General features: G+C 63.9%; 13 protein-coding genes. 6 read left to right on the top strand and 7 right to left on the bottom strand.

Going from position 1 to position 15661, the window contains the following annotated elements; genetic code table 11:
• Positions 1-67 precede the first annotated feature (67 nt).
• From M8523_RS14655 to M8523_RS14640, 4 genes are all read left to right on the top strand, one after another.
• Entirely contained in the window at positions 68-2581 is a 2514-nt protein-coding gene (locus M8523_RS14655) for an ATP-binding cassette domain-containing protein (protein ID WP_282585628.1), read from the top strand.
• A 43-nt stretch (positions 2582-2624) separates the two neighbouring features.
• Positions 2625-2933 carry a putative quinol monooxygenase gene (locus M8523_RS14650; RefSeq protein ID WP_282585627.1) on the top strand — a complete coding sequence of 103 codons (309 nt, stop codon included), beginning with the start codon at positions 2625-2627 and terminating at the stop codon, positions 2931-2933.
• Entirely contained in the window at positions 2923-3489 is a 567-nt protein-coding gene (locus M8523_RS14645; RefSeq protein WP_282585626.1) for a VOC family protein, read from the top strand. Before M8523_RS14650 ends, M8523_RS14645 begins: the two co-directional genes overlap by 11 nt.
• Before the next feature lie 190 nt (positions 3490-3679).
• Complete coding sequence (locus M8523_RS14640) at positions 3680-4726, top strand: ketopantoate reductase family protein (RefSeq protein WP_282585625.1); 1047 nt, start codon at positions 3680-3682, stop codon at positions 4724-4726.
• 364 nt (positions 4727-5090) lie between these two features.
• Here M8523_RS14640 and M8523_RS14635 read toward each other — a convergent pair whose 3' ends face one another.
• Genes M8523_RS14635 through M8523_RS14605 form a run of 7 tightly spaced genes read right to left on the bottom strand, consistent with a single transcriptional unit; the run spans position 5091 to position 12977 of the window.
• On the bottom strand, positions 5091-6182 hold the full coding sequence (locus M8523_RS14635) for a GlxA family transcriptional regulator (RefSeq protein WP_282585624.1): 1092 nt from the start codon (positions 6180-6182) through the stop codon (positions 5091-5093).
• Positions 6183-6211: 29 nt separating this feature from the next.
• Positions 6212-7255 (bottom strand): Ldh family oxidoreductase, encoded by a 1044-nt coding sequence (locus M8523_RS14630; protein WP_282585623.1) that lies wholly within the window; start codon positions 7253-7255, stop codon positions 6212-6214.
• A gap of 8 nt (positions 7256-7263) precedes the next feature.
• Positions 7264-8787, bottom strand: coding sequence for a UxaA family hydrolase (locus M8523_RS14625; RefSeq protein ID WP_282585622.1), 1524 nt, complete (start codon positions 8785-8787; stop codon positions 7264-7266).
• Between the two features lie 57 nt (positions 8788-8844).
• A complete protein-coding gene (locus M8523_RS14620; protein WP_282585621.1) occupies positions 8845-10353 on the bottom strand; it encodes an aldehyde dehydrogenase in 1509 nt (502 codons plus the stop codon).
• A gap of 15 nt (positions 10354-10368) precedes the next feature.
• The gene (locus M8523_RS14615) at positions 10369-11151 is read right to left on the bottom strand and encodes an ABC transporter permease (protein WP_282585620.1); all 783 of its coding nucleotides are present in this window, start codon (positions 11149-11151) and stop codon (positions 10369-10371) included.
• An 8-nt stretch (positions 11152-11159) separates the two neighbouring features.
• Positions 11160-11978 (bottom strand): ABC transporter ATP-binding protein, encoded by an 819-nt coding sequence (locus M8523_RS14610; protein ID WP_282585619.1) that lies wholly within the window; start codon positions 11976-11978, stop codon positions 11160-11162.
• A 3-nt stretch (positions 11979-11981) separates the two neighbouring features.
• Positions 11982-12977, bottom strand: coding sequence for an ABC transporter substrate-binding protein (locus M8523_RS14605; RefSeq protein WP_282585618.1), 996 nt, complete (start codon positions 12975-12977; stop codon positions 11982-11984).
• A gap of 451 nt (positions 12978-13428) precedes the next feature.
• Between M8523_RS14605 and M8523_RS14600 the strand changes: the two genes are divergently transcribed.
• Both M8523_RS14600 and M8523_RS14595 read left to right on the top strand, forming a co-directional pair.
• On the top strand, positions 13429-14385 hold the full coding sequence (locus M8523_RS14600; protein WP_282585617.1) for a dihydrodipicolinate synthase family protein: 957 nt from the start codon (positions 13429-13431) through the stop codon (positions 14383-14385).
• 52 nt (positions 14386-14437) lie between these two features.
• Positions 14438-15658 carry a sialidase family protein gene (locus M8523_RS14595; RefSeq protein ID WP_282585616.1) on the top strand — a complete coding sequence of 407 codons (1221 nt, stop codon included), beginning with the start codon at positions 14438-14440 and terminating at the stop codon, positions 15656-15658.
• Positions 15659-15661: the final 3 nt, after the last annotated feature.

The raw sequence follows: 15661 nt of genomic DNA, 5'->3' as shown, positions 1-15661 counted from the left end.
CCGACGCACCCCGAGGGATCGCGCCGGAGGCGCAACCGCGAACGCCTAAGAAGACGGATCAGGTGTGATGTTAGAGCCGTTGTCCAAGCCACTTGATAAGCCCGGCGTGCGGGACGCCGGAACCGTCACCTTGAAAATAAGCGGCGTCTCGAAGTATTTCGGAGGAATCAGGGCTCTCCAGGACATCAGCGTCGAATTTTACGAGGGCGAGGTTCACGCCATATTGGGCGAGAACGGTGCCGGCAAGTCCACGCTGATGGGCATTATCTCCGGCGCCCTGCAGCCGAGCGCCGGCGAGATCTCCTTCGGCGGCGATCTCGTGTCCCCCTTGTCGCCGGAGCGTGCCGCGACGCTCGGCATCTCGATCTCCTTCCAGCATCCGGCCATTCTCGACGACCTCTCGGTGCTCGAGAACTTCGAGGTCGCACTGCCGCGCTCCGTGTTCCAGGACAAACCACCCCGCGAGGTCGCGCGCGCCGCGCTCGATTTGGTCGGGCTGCACCTCCCCTTGCGGACACGTGCGGATGTCCTGACGGTCGCGCAGAAGCACCTGCTCGAGATCGCCAAGGCCCTCGCGATCAAACCCAAGGTGCTGATCTTCGACGAGCCGACGGCCTCGCTGGACCAGGAAGCGACCGATATGCTTTTCGGCCGTATCCGCGAGATGATGGAAGCGGGCACCTCCGTCATCTACATCACCCACCGCCTGGCCGAGGTCCGCCTCATCGCCCAGCGGGTCACGGTGCTGCGCGACGGGCGGGTGCGCGGCGTCGCGCGCGTCGATGAGATCAGCGACGCTGATGTGCTCGGGCTCATCGTCGGACGCACGCTGGGCTCGGCGTTCCCGCCGAAATCGTCACGGCAGGAAAACGAGATCGATTTCGCCGTGCAGGCGCTGAGCGGAAGGCACTTCTCGGACGTCAGCTTCGAGGCCGCTCGGGGACAGATCATCGGCGTGGCGGGGGTCGCGGGCAACGGTCAATCCGAACTCATGCGTGCCCTTGCGGGCCTGCAGAAGTCCCAGGGGGCCATCCGTCTGAAAGGTCGGACTCTCGACCATCAGTCCCTCGTGCATGAAGCCGCCTTCATGCCCTCGGATCGCCACTCGGAGGGGCTGGCGAGCGGCCTGACCGTGCGGGAGAACGCCACCTTTGCGGCGCTGGAGAAGTTCGCGACCTACGGCGTTCTGAGCCGCAAAGAGGAGATGACGCAGGTCGTGGCGGCCTTCAGGTCTCTGGCCGTCAAGGCGCCCGGCATGGAGGCGCCGATCCTTTCACTGTCCGGCGGCAACCAGCAGAAGGTCGTGATGGCGCGCGCCCTGCTGTCGAAGCCGGGCCTGATCGTGGCCGACGAGCCGACGCAAGGCGTGGATGTCGGCGCCCGTGCCGAGATCTACCGCATCCTGCGCGAGACCTCGAACGCGGGCACCCCCGTCATCGTCAATTCGTCAGATGCGGCTGAACTCGAAGGGCTGTGCGACAAGGTGATCGTGCTTTCCCGCGGGCATGTCGTGGCGACGCTGAGCGGCAAGGACGTAAATGAGGCCCGCATCGTGTCTGCGGCCGTCGGGGCCGCCACGCACATCGGCGACACGGGCGCGGCGGACCGGCGCAATACCCTCAGCGGCTGGCGGCATTTCCTGCAATCGGACAATGCCCCGACCTTCCCCCTGACCATCGTCACGGCCCTTCTCGGCCTCTACATCTTCAGCCAGAATTCCAATTTTCTGTCGTCGTACAACGTCGCCAACATCCTCCTGGCCGCGACGGCGCTCGGTTTCATCGCGCTCGGGCAGACGGTCGCACTTCTGGTCGGCGGCATCGACCTGTCGGTGGGTCCGCTCGCGGGTTTCCTAGTCGTGATCGCCTCATTCTTCGTCAACGAAGACCAATCGTTCGGGATGATCGCAGTCGGATTTTTCTTGATGTTCGGCGGCGCCCTCGTCGCTGGGCTCGTCAACGGCATCCTGATCAGATTCGCGAACTTCACAGCCATTGCGGCGACATTGGCGACGTATATCGGCATCCAGGGATTGAGCTTTCTGCTTCGGGACAGTCCGGGCGGCTACATCAACGCCGGCGTGGTCGACATCATCAACCGACAGATCGGCCCCATTCCGATCGCCTTCCTGGTCCTGGTCGCGTTCGCGCTTGCCGGCGAATACGCGCTGCGGCGTTCGCGGCCCGGATGGCGGCTTCGGGCGATCGGATGCGATCAGGACTCGGCGCGCCGGGTCGGCGTCCAGATCAACAGAACCTATATCGCGGCCTTCGTGCTGTCGGCTCTGTTCACGGCCTGCGGTGCAGTCATGCTGATGGCCCAGATCGGGGTCGGCGACCCTCGGCAAGGCGCCAACTACACGCTCTCGAGCATCACGGCGGTGGTGCTGGGCGGCACGAGCTTGCGTGGCGGCCGCGGCACCTTCATCGGAACCGTGCTCGGTGCGCTGCTGCTGACGGAAGTCCTCAACGCGGTCGCTTTTCTCGGGCTGTCGGAAACCTATCAGTATGTCTTCCAGGGCGGCCTGATCCTGATCTCGGCGCTCATCTACTCGACAGTGCAACGACGCGGCGACGCGTGAGGCCTACTGCGCCCAAAAGTCTGTTCAAAAGGGAGGAGCCGCCATGAATCCAGGCTGCACGCTGATCGCATTTCTCAAGGGCAAGCCCGAGAAGCGCGACGAGCTCTTGGCGGTGTTGCGCGCCTTCGTGGAACCGACGCGTGCCGAGGCTGGCTCCGTCGAATATCATCTCCACATCAGCGACACCGATCCGAACCTGTTCTTCTTCTATGAGAACTGGAGAACCCGGAAGGATCTCGATGAGCATCTTGAGATGCCTTATCTCAAATCCTTCTTCGATCGCCGCATGGATCTCCTGGAAAAGGAGGTCGACTTGCAATTCATGACCATGGACAGCGCCTATGACAGATAGGCCGCCGTCATCGGGATTGCCGGGTCTCGCGGGGGTCGAGCATACCGGCCTGACCGTGCCGGACATGGACGAAGCGACGGCCTTCTTCGTGGATATTCTGGGCGCCGAGGTCCTGTTCGAGGTTGGCCCCTTCTCGTCGGATGACGACTGGATGGCGACGCATCTCGGCGTTCATCCACGCGCGAAAATCCCTCGCTTGCGGATGTTGCGGCTCGCCGAGGGGCCGTCGATCGAGTTGTTCGAGTACATTTCGCCCGATCAACAACACACCCGTTCCCGCAACAGCGACGCGGGCGGCCATCATCTTGCGTTCTATGTGGCAGACGTGACGTCAGCGGTCGAATACCTGAAGCGTTATCACGTCGAAGTTCTGGGCGAGCCGACGACGATGCTGGAGGGCCCAAGCGCAGGTCTGACGTGGGTGTACTTCCGGGCGCCCTGGGGTTTGCAACTCGAATTGGTCTCAGCGCCGAGGGGGCTCGCCTATGAACGATCGGGAGACCGGCCGATGTGGCGGCCGGACAGCGAAGGTCGGTCGTGGGCGCTGAACACCTAGTCACCGGGCGGGACACGCGAGGTCGGGCCGTTCGACGAGGTCCCCCACAGCGAAACGATCGATGCTTGACCAGACTCAATCCTCTGGTCTCGCGGCCAAATACGTCCTGGCGACAGCTTGTCGTCAGTTCACAAGGCAATGAGCGGAAGCCCGCCGCGGTCACGGGCCTCGTTGTTTCAGGGAGAAAGACGTGTCGAACACCGGAAATCCGAAGATCGCGTTCGTGGGCACCGGCGCGCAGGGCGCGTCGATTGGCGCCGACTTCGCGCTGGCGGGGCATGATGTCACCTTCATCGAGCAATGGCCGGCACATGTGGAGGCGATCCGCGCAAACGGCATTACGGTGAACCTGCCGGCCCGCACGATCAACGCGAAGGTGCCAGCCTTGCACTTCTGTCAGGTGGCGGAAATCAAGGAGAAGTTCGACCTCATCTTTTTGATCGTGAAGGCTTACGACACCAAATGGGTGACCCAGATGGTCGAGCCGGTTCTCGCCGAGGACGGGTTCGTCATCGGGCTGCAGAACGGCATGACCCACCTTGATATCGCGTCGGTGGTAGGCCAGGAGCGAACGATCGGCGCGGTGATCGAGATCGCCTCCAACATGTTCGTCCCCGGCATCACGAATCGACAGAACGACCAGGACGAGTCCTGGTTCGCGCTGGGCGCCATCGATCGGGAGCAGCAGCACCGCGTGGAAGGCGTGGCCAAGCTTCTTCGGTGTGCGGGGCGGGTCGAGGTCACGGACGACATCAAGTCATGCAAATGGATGAAGCTGGTCGTTAACGCCGCGGAATTGGTCCCATCCGCGATCCTGGATTTGCCGCTCGCCGACGCGGCGCGCTTTCCCGGATTTCTCGAAGTCATGCGGCAGGCCGGATATGAGGCGATGCGGGCCGCCTTGCTCGATGGCGCCATGATCGTGCCCATCATCGGAATGCCGCCCGTCACGACCAACGATCCGGAAGGCTACGTGGATCGGATCTTCGACGAAGTCCTGAAGACGTTTTCGAGGGCGGACACGCTCACAACGTCCTTGCAGGACTGGCGGAAAGGCCGCCGCGCCGAAGTGCAGGAGGTCAACGGCCATGTCATTGATGTTCTGCGTGCAGCCGGGCAAGACGCGCCGATCAATAGCCGCGTCGTCGAACTGGCCTACGAGATCGAGCGCGGCCTGCTCTCGGCAGGCTTAGACAATGCCGCGCCACTGATCGCGTCGCTGGGCCCAGGACGGTAAGGCACGGGCGTGTGCACCTCGCAGAACGGTAGGGCGATTCCGCACTTGACCCGATGAAACGCATCAGCATCTCGGAAAACGGACTCCTGCCGGTCGGAGCGCGGCGCGATGCCAACCACAAGGGCTACGGTATTTGAGTTCCGGTCGGTGTGCGCCAATAGTTGCCGTTGGCTGGTTGCCACCTTGCGGACCATCAACGGGACGACACCGAACTGGGTGCTTCCACCCGGCCCAGACATTGAAGAGGTCTGCTACAGTTCAACCTGATCGGCCCCGAATGAATGAGCTTGGCCGAAGGTAGAACAACGGCTTTGGATACACCCATGTCAAAGCAGTCACTGCTGTGCGGGACATCTTTGATGGGTCACTTAAAGCCCGCGTGTTGGTCTCGGCGCAACGCATCGGTTTTTGAAGGCGAGGTTGTCCGGAGGTCGCTGGTCGTCTCCGGTTGCATGTCGCCAACGAGGCTTGAGCCTGTCGGGTAATAGGTCCGGCGCTGGTCCCGATTGAATTCCTTGCGGACCGTCGTGGGAGAGGCACCGAAATGCTTTCGAAAGCAGCGGCAGAAATGAGCGTTCGATTGGAAGCCGGCGACTTCCGCAATATGGGCGACGGGATTGCTGCTGTAGAAGAGTTGCTCGCGGGCCGTTTGCAGGCGGACGTCGACGTAATAGGCGGCCGGTGACCGTCCGATCTGGTTGGCGAACGAGCGTTCAAGGCGCCGGCGCGACGTCTTCAGCGCGGCACAGATCTCCTCGATGCCGAGCGGAAACGCGATATTGGCCGCCATCAGGCGAACCGCCCGGCGGAACACCGTCTGATCGTCGCCGGCTTGGCTCAGATCAGGGCGCTGCACGGTTTCAGGCGGACGGGGCCGACCGTGCACGAAGGCATTAGCGACGACTTGCGCCAGCCGGGCGCCATGCGCCGTGCCGATCAGGGTCAGCATCAGATCGAGGGACGCGGTCCCGCCGGCGGCTGTCACGATGTTGCGGTCGATGACGACGATCTGATCCTTGACATCGACGTTCGGGAACATGTCGAGGAACACCGGACGGGCTTCCCAATGCAGGGTGATCGTTCGGTCGCGCAGCACGCCGGCCGCGCCAAGCGCGAAGGCGCCCGTGTCGAGCGCGCCCAACAGCACGCCATGCGCCGCGAGACGCCGGATCCAGGCCAGCAGGGGTTTGCCAAGATGCTGTATCGGCTCGTTGCCGCTGCAGATGATGATGCAATCCGGGACACCTGCCGCGTCGAGCGGGAGCGTCGCTTCGATCGCCATCCCGTTGCTCGAGCGCACGGCCCCGCCCTGGGCCGAGACAAAACGCCAATCGTAAAGCGATAGCCCGGAATTCTGATTGGCGATCCGAAGGGCCTCTGTGGCGGGGACCACCGCGTAGAGCGGAAAGTCTGGCAGCAGCACGAACAGGAACGTTCTAGGGTGGCGTACTTCCATGCCGACAGGAAGCCTTCTCTGCTTCTGGGCTAAGCGTTGCGAAGCGGCGTGATGCCGAGCTTCGCGGCCCAGGGTTCGAGAGCTTCGAGCAGGCCGGGTCGTGGCGTCAACCCGTTTGCCATGGCGTCGCGCATCCCCCGCATAGCCGCGGCGCCCGGCAGTCGAACGGGTCGGGCCGGGTCGACAGGTGGATTCGTCCTGCACGCCTCGGCCACCCATTCGGTCTGCCGCGTGAAGGCCGCGAGCCCACCAAAGAGCGCAGGGTCGAAGACCTGCACGAACACGGAAGCTCCCCAGTCGGCTTCACCGTCGGCGCGTCCATAGCCGCAGAGGCCTTGGGTGATGGCCTCGACCATCAGGGCCAGCCCATAGCCCTTGTGGCCATGGTCGACGCCGCCAGCCGGCAGCAGCGTGCCCTTGCGTTCGCCGACGAGCACATTCGGATCACGGCTGGGGCGACCGTCTGCGTCGAGCGCCCATTCGCCGGGAAAGCTGCCGCCCTCACGGCGCAGGCGCGCGCTCATGCCGGCCGTCGTAATCGACGCCGAGATGTCGATGAGGATCGGATCCCCCTCCGTTGGGATCCCGACGGCCAGAGGGTCGGGGGTGAAGACGGCCCTGGTGCCGCCGAACGGGGCCACGTGGGCGTCGGAGGGATCGCTGCTGGCCACGATCACCATGAGGCCCTGCTCGGTGGCGGCTGGGAGGAAGGTGGCAAGGCAAGCGATGTGATGGGAGCGTCGGATCGTGACCGCACAGATCCCGGTGGTCTTTGCCCGCGCTGCCGCCAGCCTCACGGCCTTGTCGGTCAGCCAAACCCCTGGCAGCCGCCGACCGTCCCAAACCACGGCGGCCGGCTTGTCGGCGACCACGTCGGGTTCGCCGACGGATGTCATCTTCCCGGCCAGGATGTCCTCGATATAGTCGGGAAGTTGGGCCAGACCATGGGTCGTATGCCCCATGGCGTCGGCTGTGACCAACAAGCGCGCCGTGACGGTCGGCTTGTCCCCGTCAAGACCGGCAGCCTTGAGCAGGCGTTCGGCATAAGCCACGAGGGTGTCGAAACTCGGCATGGCAGACCTCAATAGGTGAGCCCCTGGGCCCAGGGAACGAATTCTTCCTCGCCGTAGCCAAGCTGCTCGCTTGCAGTCCGCTCGCCGGAGGCCGTCGCGAGTATGCGGGCGAAGATGGCGTCACCCATCATCGCGTGGCTTGTCGTGCCGTCGAGGATTGGACCGGCGTCGAGATCCATGTCGCCGGCCATGCGGCGGAACAGGCCCGAGTTGGTGGCGATTTTGAGCGACGGCACGGGGGCGCAGCCGAAACAGGAACCGCGGCCGGTGGTGAAGCAGATGAGGTTCGCCCCGGCGGCCACCTGTCCAGTGGCGGACACAGGGTCGTAGCCGGGCGAATCCATGAACACGAGGCCGGATGCCGTGATCGGCTCGGCATAGTCGTAGACGGCATTCAGCGGGCTCGAGCCGGCCTTCGACACCGCGCCGAGCGACTTCTCCAGAATCGTGGTGATGCCGCCCTGTTTGTTGCCGGGTGATGGATTGTTGTCGAGCGTGCCGTCGTCACGGTGTGCGTTGGCTTCCCACCAGGCCAACAGGGCGCGCAGCCGGTCGGCCACCGGCTCGTTCGCGGCGCGTTCCAATAGCAATTGCTCGGCCCCGTAGATTTCGGGCGTCTCAGAAAGGATTGCGGTGCCGCCGTCATTGACCAGCCGATCGACCGCGAGGCCGAGAGCGGGATTGGCCGAGATGGCCGAGAACCCGTCCGAGCCGCCGCATTGCAGGCCAACCGTGAGATGGGACGCCGATGCCGTCGTGCGCACAACCGCCGCAGCGCGCGGCAGCATGGCTTTCAGGGCCGCGACACCGGCCGCAACCGTGGCAGTCGTGCCGCCCTCCTGCTGGATGACGCGTGTGGCCAGCCGTTCGGAGGTCGCGAGACCGGCGGCGGCCAGGAACTCATCGACCTGGTTGTCCTCGCAACCGAGCCCGACCACCAGCGTGCCCGCGACGTTGGGGTGGCGCGCATAGCCGCCGAGAGTCCGGCGCAGGATCGCCATGCCCGGGCCGTCGGCGCGGAACGAGCAACCGTGCTGATGGGTCAGCGCCACAACGCCGTCGATCGAGGGCGTCGCGGACAGATCGACCTCACGGCGGAACTGCTCGGCGATCCGCTTGGCGACGGTCGCCGAGCAGTTCACGGTCGCGAGAACCAACAGCACGTTGCGGGTCCCCACGCGACCATCGTCGCGGCGATAGCCCTGGAAGGTAGCCCCGCTCGCCCCGGCGAGCGGTTCGAGCGAATTGCGCCGGGCGGACGGCATGCCGCGGTCCACGCGCGACGGACGGAAGGCGAGATTATGGCTGTGAACATGCGCCCCTGCCGCAATCGGGCCGGAAGCTACGCCGATGAACGTGTCGAACTTGGTGACAGGTGCCCCCGCCTCGAGTGGCAACAGCGCGACCTTGTGACCCCGCGGGATCGCGTCAAGGGCGACAAGGGTCGGCCCGATTGCATCCCCGGGCGCGAGATCGGCGAGCGCGATGCCGATCGGGTCGGCGGGATGAAGGCGAAGCACGGGGAGGGTCATTCCTGCTCTATATGGCCCCGTGCCGTCCAAACCGCATCAGGGGGGTGACGCGTACGATCACTCCGCAGCCCCGATATCTAACCAGATCGTCTTGGTCTGCAGATATTGGTCAAGTGCTTCGGTGCCGTTGTCACGTGCGAGCGAGCCCGATTTCTTGTAGCCGCCGAACGGCGTCTTGATGTCACCTTCGGTAAATCGGTTGATCGACACCGTGCCGGCCGGGATGCGGCGGGCAAGCGAGACCGCGCGGTTGATGTCGCGGGTGAACAATGTGGCATGCAGGCCGAACTCGCTTTTCGATGCGATCCGCAGCGCCTCTTCGGTCGAATCGGCCGAAATCACCCCCAGCACCGGCCCAAAAATTTCCTCGCGGGCGATTGTCATCTCGGGCGTCACCCCATCGAACAGCGCGGGATCGAGGAAGAAGCCTGGCAGGTCGTCACGTGCCCCGCCACCCATCACGATGCGGGCGCCCTCCTGCTTTCCTTTGGCGACATATCCGAGCACGCGGTCGCGATGCTCAGATGTGATCATGGCGCCGATCTCGGTCGCGGGATCGAGCGGATCGCCGACCACGAGGCTCTTCAACCGGGCGCCGACCCGCTCCAGGAACTCGTCCTTGCGGGAACGATGCACGATCTGCCGCATATTGGCCGAGCAATTCTGACCGCCGTTCCAGCAGGCCGCCATCACGATGTTGCCGATGAGATCGTCGTCGAGCACGGCGTCATCAAGGACGATGAGCGGGCTCTTGCCGCCCATTTCGAGGCCGATGGTCTTCATGTTGCTGTCTGCAGCGTAGCGCAGGAACATGGCGCCGACCTCGGTCGAGCCGGTGAAGGAAACGGCGTCGACATCATTGTGACGGCCGATGGCTTGGCCAGTGGTTTCGCCGAGGCCAGGCAGGACATTGAGGACACCGGCCGGGATGCCGGCTTCGGCCGCGAGTTCCGCGAGCCGCAGTGCCGTCAGCGGCGTTTGCTCAGCCGGCTTCAAAACGACGGAGCAGCCCGCCGCAAGGGCGGGCGCGAGCTTCCAGGCCGCCATGAGCAGCGGGAAGTTCCAGGGCAGCACGAGGCCGACAACACCGATCGGTTCTTTGACGATCAGGGCCAGCGCGTTCTCGCCGGTCGGCGCGACCTTGCCGAAGCTCTTGTCGATAAGTTCGGCATACCATTGGAAGAAATTCGGCACCTCATGGCCGACCTCGTTGCGGCAATCCGTGATGGTCTTGCCGCTGTCGAGGCATTCCATCAACGACAGCTCTTCGGCGTGCTCGCGGACGAGTGCGGCGAGTTTCAGCAACACACCCTTGCGGTGCTCAGGTGCGGCGCGCGACCAACCGCCGTCGGCGAAGCTGCGACGGGCGGCAGCGACCGCGCGGTCCACATCGGCCTGGGTGCAATGGGCGACGCCGCCGAGCGGCTCACCGGTGCCGGGGTTGAGGTTCGCGAAGGTGCCACCGTCGCTCGCATCGCAGAAGGTCCCGTCGATGAAGGCACGGCGGGGCAGAGTGATACGTGCGGCGGCGTCGTGAAGTTGCGCGACAGTCAGCGGAGCATTCATGGAGAGCTCTCCGGGTCAGGATTGGCGGGCGCGGCGCTGGCCGATGTCCCAGGGGATGGTGAGGCGTTCGACCAGCGTCACGGCACCGAACAGAGCAAGGCCGAGCAGCGTCAGCAGGAAAATGGCCGCGAAGGCGAGATCCGGCCGCATGTTGCCGGTCTGCACCTGGATATAGAAGCCGAGACCCTGATCACTGCCGATAAATTCGGCGATGGTCGCACCGACTGTCGCGTTGACGGCCGCGAATTTGAAACCGACGAAACATTGCGGCAGGGCGGCCGGCAGGCGGATCTTCAGGAAGGCCCGCCAGAAGCCCGCGCCCGTTGCGGCGGCGAAGCGCGTGAGTTCCTCGGAGAGCGCCGAGAAGCCCGCGATGGCATTGAGAACGACGGGAAAGAAGCAGACCAGGAAAACGATGATCATCTTTGGCAGCAGGCCGAAGCCGAGCCACGCGATGAACAGGGGCGCGAAGGCGATCTTCGGCACCATCTCCAGGCTGACCAGCAGCGGATAGAGCGTTCGTCGCAGGATCGGCAGGAACACGATCGCGAGGCCGATCGGCACGCCCAGCACGATCGCCGCCGCGTAGCCGAGCAAGGTTTCGAGCGCGGTCACGCCGGTATAGCTCATAAGCCGCGGCAGGTCAGCCCAGGCATTGATGACGATGTCGGAAGGTTTTTGCAGAATATAGGCCGGGATCGCCAGCCAATCGATCGCCTTCTGCCACAGCAGGATCAGCAGCGCGAGGAACGCCGGGAAGGTCGCCAGTCGCGCGGCTTGCCGGACAGGAAGCGGCACGGCGGCGCTCACATCACACCATAGGCGCGGAACACGTCGCCGATCACGTTGACATAGCCCGCGAAGGCCGCCGACTTCTTCACCTCATCGTCGCGTGGCCAGGGCAAATCGATCGGGATCGTCTCGTGTACGCGGCCGGGCCGCGGGGTGATCAGGCACACCTGCGACGACAGCTGCACCGCCTCCTCGATCGAATGGGTGACGAGGACAACGGTCGGGCGGGAGCGCATCCAGAGCTCCTGCAGGTCGCGCCGCACGCGTTCGCGCGTCATGGCGTCGAGTTTGCCGAGCGGCTCATCGAGAAGCACGGTCGGGGGAGCGTGAACCATCGTCTGGCAGAAAGCGGCGCGCTGCTGCATGCCGCCGGAGAGCTCATAGGGGTATCGGCCTGCGAAGTCCGTGAGGGCAACCGCGGCAAGCAGCTCGTCGATCCGCCGCGTGTGACGAGCTGGGTCAAGGCCGCGCAGTTCGAGTTGCAGGGCGATGTTGCCCCGAACCGTACGCCAGGGCACCAGTGTGTTGTCCTGGAACATGATGCCGACGTCGGTGCGGACCCCCGTGACAGGGGTGCCAGCGATCTCGATCCGACCGCTCGTGGGCGGGATCAAACCCGCGAGCATCAGAAGCAAAGTCGACTTTCCGCAACCCGAAGGTCCGAGAAGCGACACGAAGGAGCCGGCCTCGATGGTGAGCTCGACCGGCCCGAAGGCGTGGACCTCCTTGGCGCCCGTGCCGAAGCGTTTCGTGACGCCCTGGATCGACAGATGACATGCGCCGCGGGCCTCGAGGGCGGGATCAGCCTGTCGCTCGAGAATCGCAGTCGCCATGGATCAGGGCAGTTCGGCGTTGGTATAGAAAGCGCTCGCCGGCTTGTCGGTCTTCAACCCGTTGTAGGTCTTCATCAGATCAAGCATCGCATCCCAATCACTGGCGACATGCAGGCCAAGCTTTTTCTCGGTGTTGGCCTTGGAATAGAGCACGCCGAGCGTGACCTTGAGCACGTCCGTGGCCTGGGCCTTGCCCTTGTCTTCATTCATTGTGCCGCCGACGATGTCGCCCATCGCGTCGATCGCCGCCTTGGGGTCGGCCTCGGTGGCCTTGTAGGATTCGATCGTCGCGGCGACGAAGCGCTTCACAAGGTCTGGGGTCTTGGCCAGGGTCGCGGTGTTGGTGACGATGCAGTAACCGACCTGCGTGACGCCGTAGTCGGCGTAGGAGAGGCCAATCGGCTTGGCGCCGCCCGCCGCCACGATCTCGGAGGGTTTGTCGTCGAGGCCGCCCAGCATGCCGACCGCTCCGCCGGTTCCCTGCAGATAGCCTGTGACGAGCGCGCCCTCCGCCACATTGGTCATCTTGACCGATCCGTCCGGCACCTTGGCGTTGCGTAGCACGAGGGGGAAGAAAGTGTTGACGCCCGCATTGGCCGTGGTGAGCAGCACTTTTCCGGCGAGATCTGAGACGGTTTTGACGCCCGTATCGGGCCGTACCAGAATACCGTCCGTCCCTTCCGCGTCGATCACCGCGACTGACACCAACGGCGCGCCTTGCGCCGCGAGGTTCACCATCGAGGCGCAGGACCCGTAGGAGAACGTGCTGTCGCCATTGGCAACCAAGCGGTGGGCCGAGCCCGATCCGTTGCCGGACCGGATGTCGAGATCGATGCCATGCTTGTCATAGATGCCTTTGTCCTTGCCGTAAGCAAATCCGGCGTGGGAGCCATAATACATCCAATTGAGCCGCAGCCGGACCTTGTCGGCCGCAAAGGCGGGTTGGGCAGACGCGAAGCCCGCGACGGCAACCAAAGGCAAGAGTAGACGCAGTTTCACTGATCACTCCTCGTGGCAACATGAATAGAGGCTCGATCCAATCCGGACCGCCTGGGAACTATTTCGGAATATTGCCGATGTCCGCATCTGTGCGGTCTCGCGGATTAGATCATGGCAGCGTCACGCGCCGAACAGATGATCGTTTGCGGCATCGATTTGATGAAATGCGCCATCTCTGAGGATCCGAAGTCAACGCGCTGGAATCTACCGTTCCGCAGAGCTTCACAACATTAGCGCTAGCGCAAAAGATCAAATGCGTGCCGCTGATGGTCAATCATGCTGCACGAAGCTCTGCCATGATCATGTAGCGAGCAGCGGCTGCAGTAAGATCAATCAAAGTAGAAACGCTGCAGCCCGCACGTCCAATGAATCTTTCCGGCTCTGAGAACGAGCGGTCCTGTTTGGCGTGTTCTCTCTCAACACTCCAAATCCGACCGAACAAGGTTTTGTGATGCAGGCACAATCAAAGACACGTTCGCTGACGGGCTGCTACATCACGATTCCGACGATGTTCCAGGATCCGAGCCTGGATCTCGACTGTGCGGCGATCGCACATCATGTCAAATTCCTGCTCGACAACGGCGTGAAGGCCGGGAACGGCGTACTTTTGGCCGGTGGAGCGGCAGGCGACTTCTCCACCATGACCTTCGATGAACGCATCCGCGTGGCGGAAACCGTCAAAGAAGCGGCGGGCGGCGCTATTCCGCTCGCCATGGGGGCCCAGACCACCAGCACCCGCGAACTCGTCGCGCTCGCCAAACAGGCGGAACGGCTCGGCTTCGACTTCATTCAGGTGTCACCGCCATTCTACTTCAACCACACGGAAGGCGACTTCCTTGACCATGTAAAGGCCGCGGCCGATGCGGCCGACGTCGGAATCATCGTCTACAACACGTTCTGGACGAGCGCCGCGGTGTCGTTCAAGACGGTCGAGCAGCTCGTGCGCATCCCCAATGTAGCTGCTTTGAAATGGGCGACCCCGCGCACGGACGCCATGGAATTCGAGGATGTCGTCTCGACGTTTTCGTCGACACTCTCAATCATCGACAACCACCTGATGTTCCCTCTGAGCCATGCGCTCGGCGCCCGCGCCTTCGAGGTGCATCTGTCGAACTACTGGCCGCAATGGGGCATCCGCCTCGTCGAAGACCTCGATGCCGGGCACTATGCCAAGGTGCAGCGCTCGCTGATCAGCGACGCCATGCCGTTCTACAAGCTCTGGATGGAGATCGAGGCCAGTTACACGAGCGGCGACGGCTATCTCGACAAGCTTTGCATGGAGCTGATCGGCCTGCCCTCCAGCCGCTGCCGTCCGCCGACGCGGGACGTCCGGGAGGGCTATCGCGAGAAATGCCGGGCCATGATGATTGCCTGCGGCGTGCCTGGTGTGTTGCCGGCGGCAGCCTGACAAGACCCGAAAAACCGTGAGCCCGACCGCGCTCCGGACAAAGAGGACCATGATGACGACGCTGAAAAACATCAGCCACCACACGATCTGGCACGATCCCGAGCATTCCAACAATCAGGTGGCCACACGCCTGCTGCGTAACGGCGAGATCGTGGCCGTGTTCAACGAAGAGCGTTTTCCCTATCATCACGACAGTGGCCAGACCGTGCTGATCCGCTCCCGCGACGGCGGACGGACCTGGGATCCGGCCAGCCGCAAGGTGGTGCTGCCCTGGACCCAGACCACCGGCAACTGGGATTGTGGCATCTGCGAACTCGCGGACGGCACACTCATCATCAACCTCACCATCACGGGCTTCTTCAAGCGTGGCGTGCGCAACGAGCAGCCGTCGTGGAGCAGCCATCCGGTCACCCGCGAATACGGCGACTGGAGCTGGGCGTACAAGACGCAAAGTTGGCTCGGCACCTACGTGCTTCGCTCGACCGACAATGGCGAGACCTGGAGCGAGACGATCCCGGTCAACGTGCGGCCGCTGAAGCATGGTGGCTGCCGTCTCGGCTGTTGGGAGTTGCCGTCCGGCTCGCTGCTGATGGGCCTCTACGGCCGCATTCGCGGCTACGGTGAGGAAGGCGAAGGCGAGTCGACCCGCTCCGCGCTGATGCGCTCAGACGACGGCGGCGAGAACTGGGAATATTTCTCGACGCTGGCCTACGATCCCGCGAGCATCATCGACTACGAAGAGCCGGCCTTATTGCACCTCAAGGACGGCCGGCTCGTGTGCTTCATGCGAACCCACGTCAACCCGTCAAGCGATGCCCGCAACATGGTGATGACGGTGTCGGAGGACGACGGCTTCTCCTGGACGCCACCGAAATGGACCGACATCTGGGGCTTCCCGGCCGAGCTCATCACGCTGAACGACGGCCGCTACCTTATGGTCTACGGCTACCGCCGGGCACCCTACGGTGTACGAGGGGTGATCTCCGAGGATGGCGTCACCTGGACCAAGAAGAACGAGTTCACGATCCGCGAAGGTGGCCTTCCGACCCGTACCTCTGAGTTGAAGCCCGGCTCGAGCGTGATGACGCCTGGAACCGGCGAGGCCGATGCCGGCGCGATCTCCATGACGCATCCGGGAGGCTTCCAGCACATCGGCTACCCGAGCGTCGTGCAGATGCCGGACGGGACGGTCGTTTGTTCCTACCACGAATGGAGTAACGATCCCGCGCCCGTCCAGTACGTGCGCGCCACCCGTTTCCAGCTGGCGGAATGAGGC

The sequence above is a fragment of the Lichenifustis flavocetrariae genome, assembly GCF_026130545.1.
Lineage (GTDB): Bacteria > Pseudomonadota > Alphaproteobacteria > Rhizobiales > Beijerinckiaceae > Lichenihabitans > Lichenihabitans flavocetrariae.
This window is presented reverse-complemented; position numbering and strand designations above follow the sequence as displayed.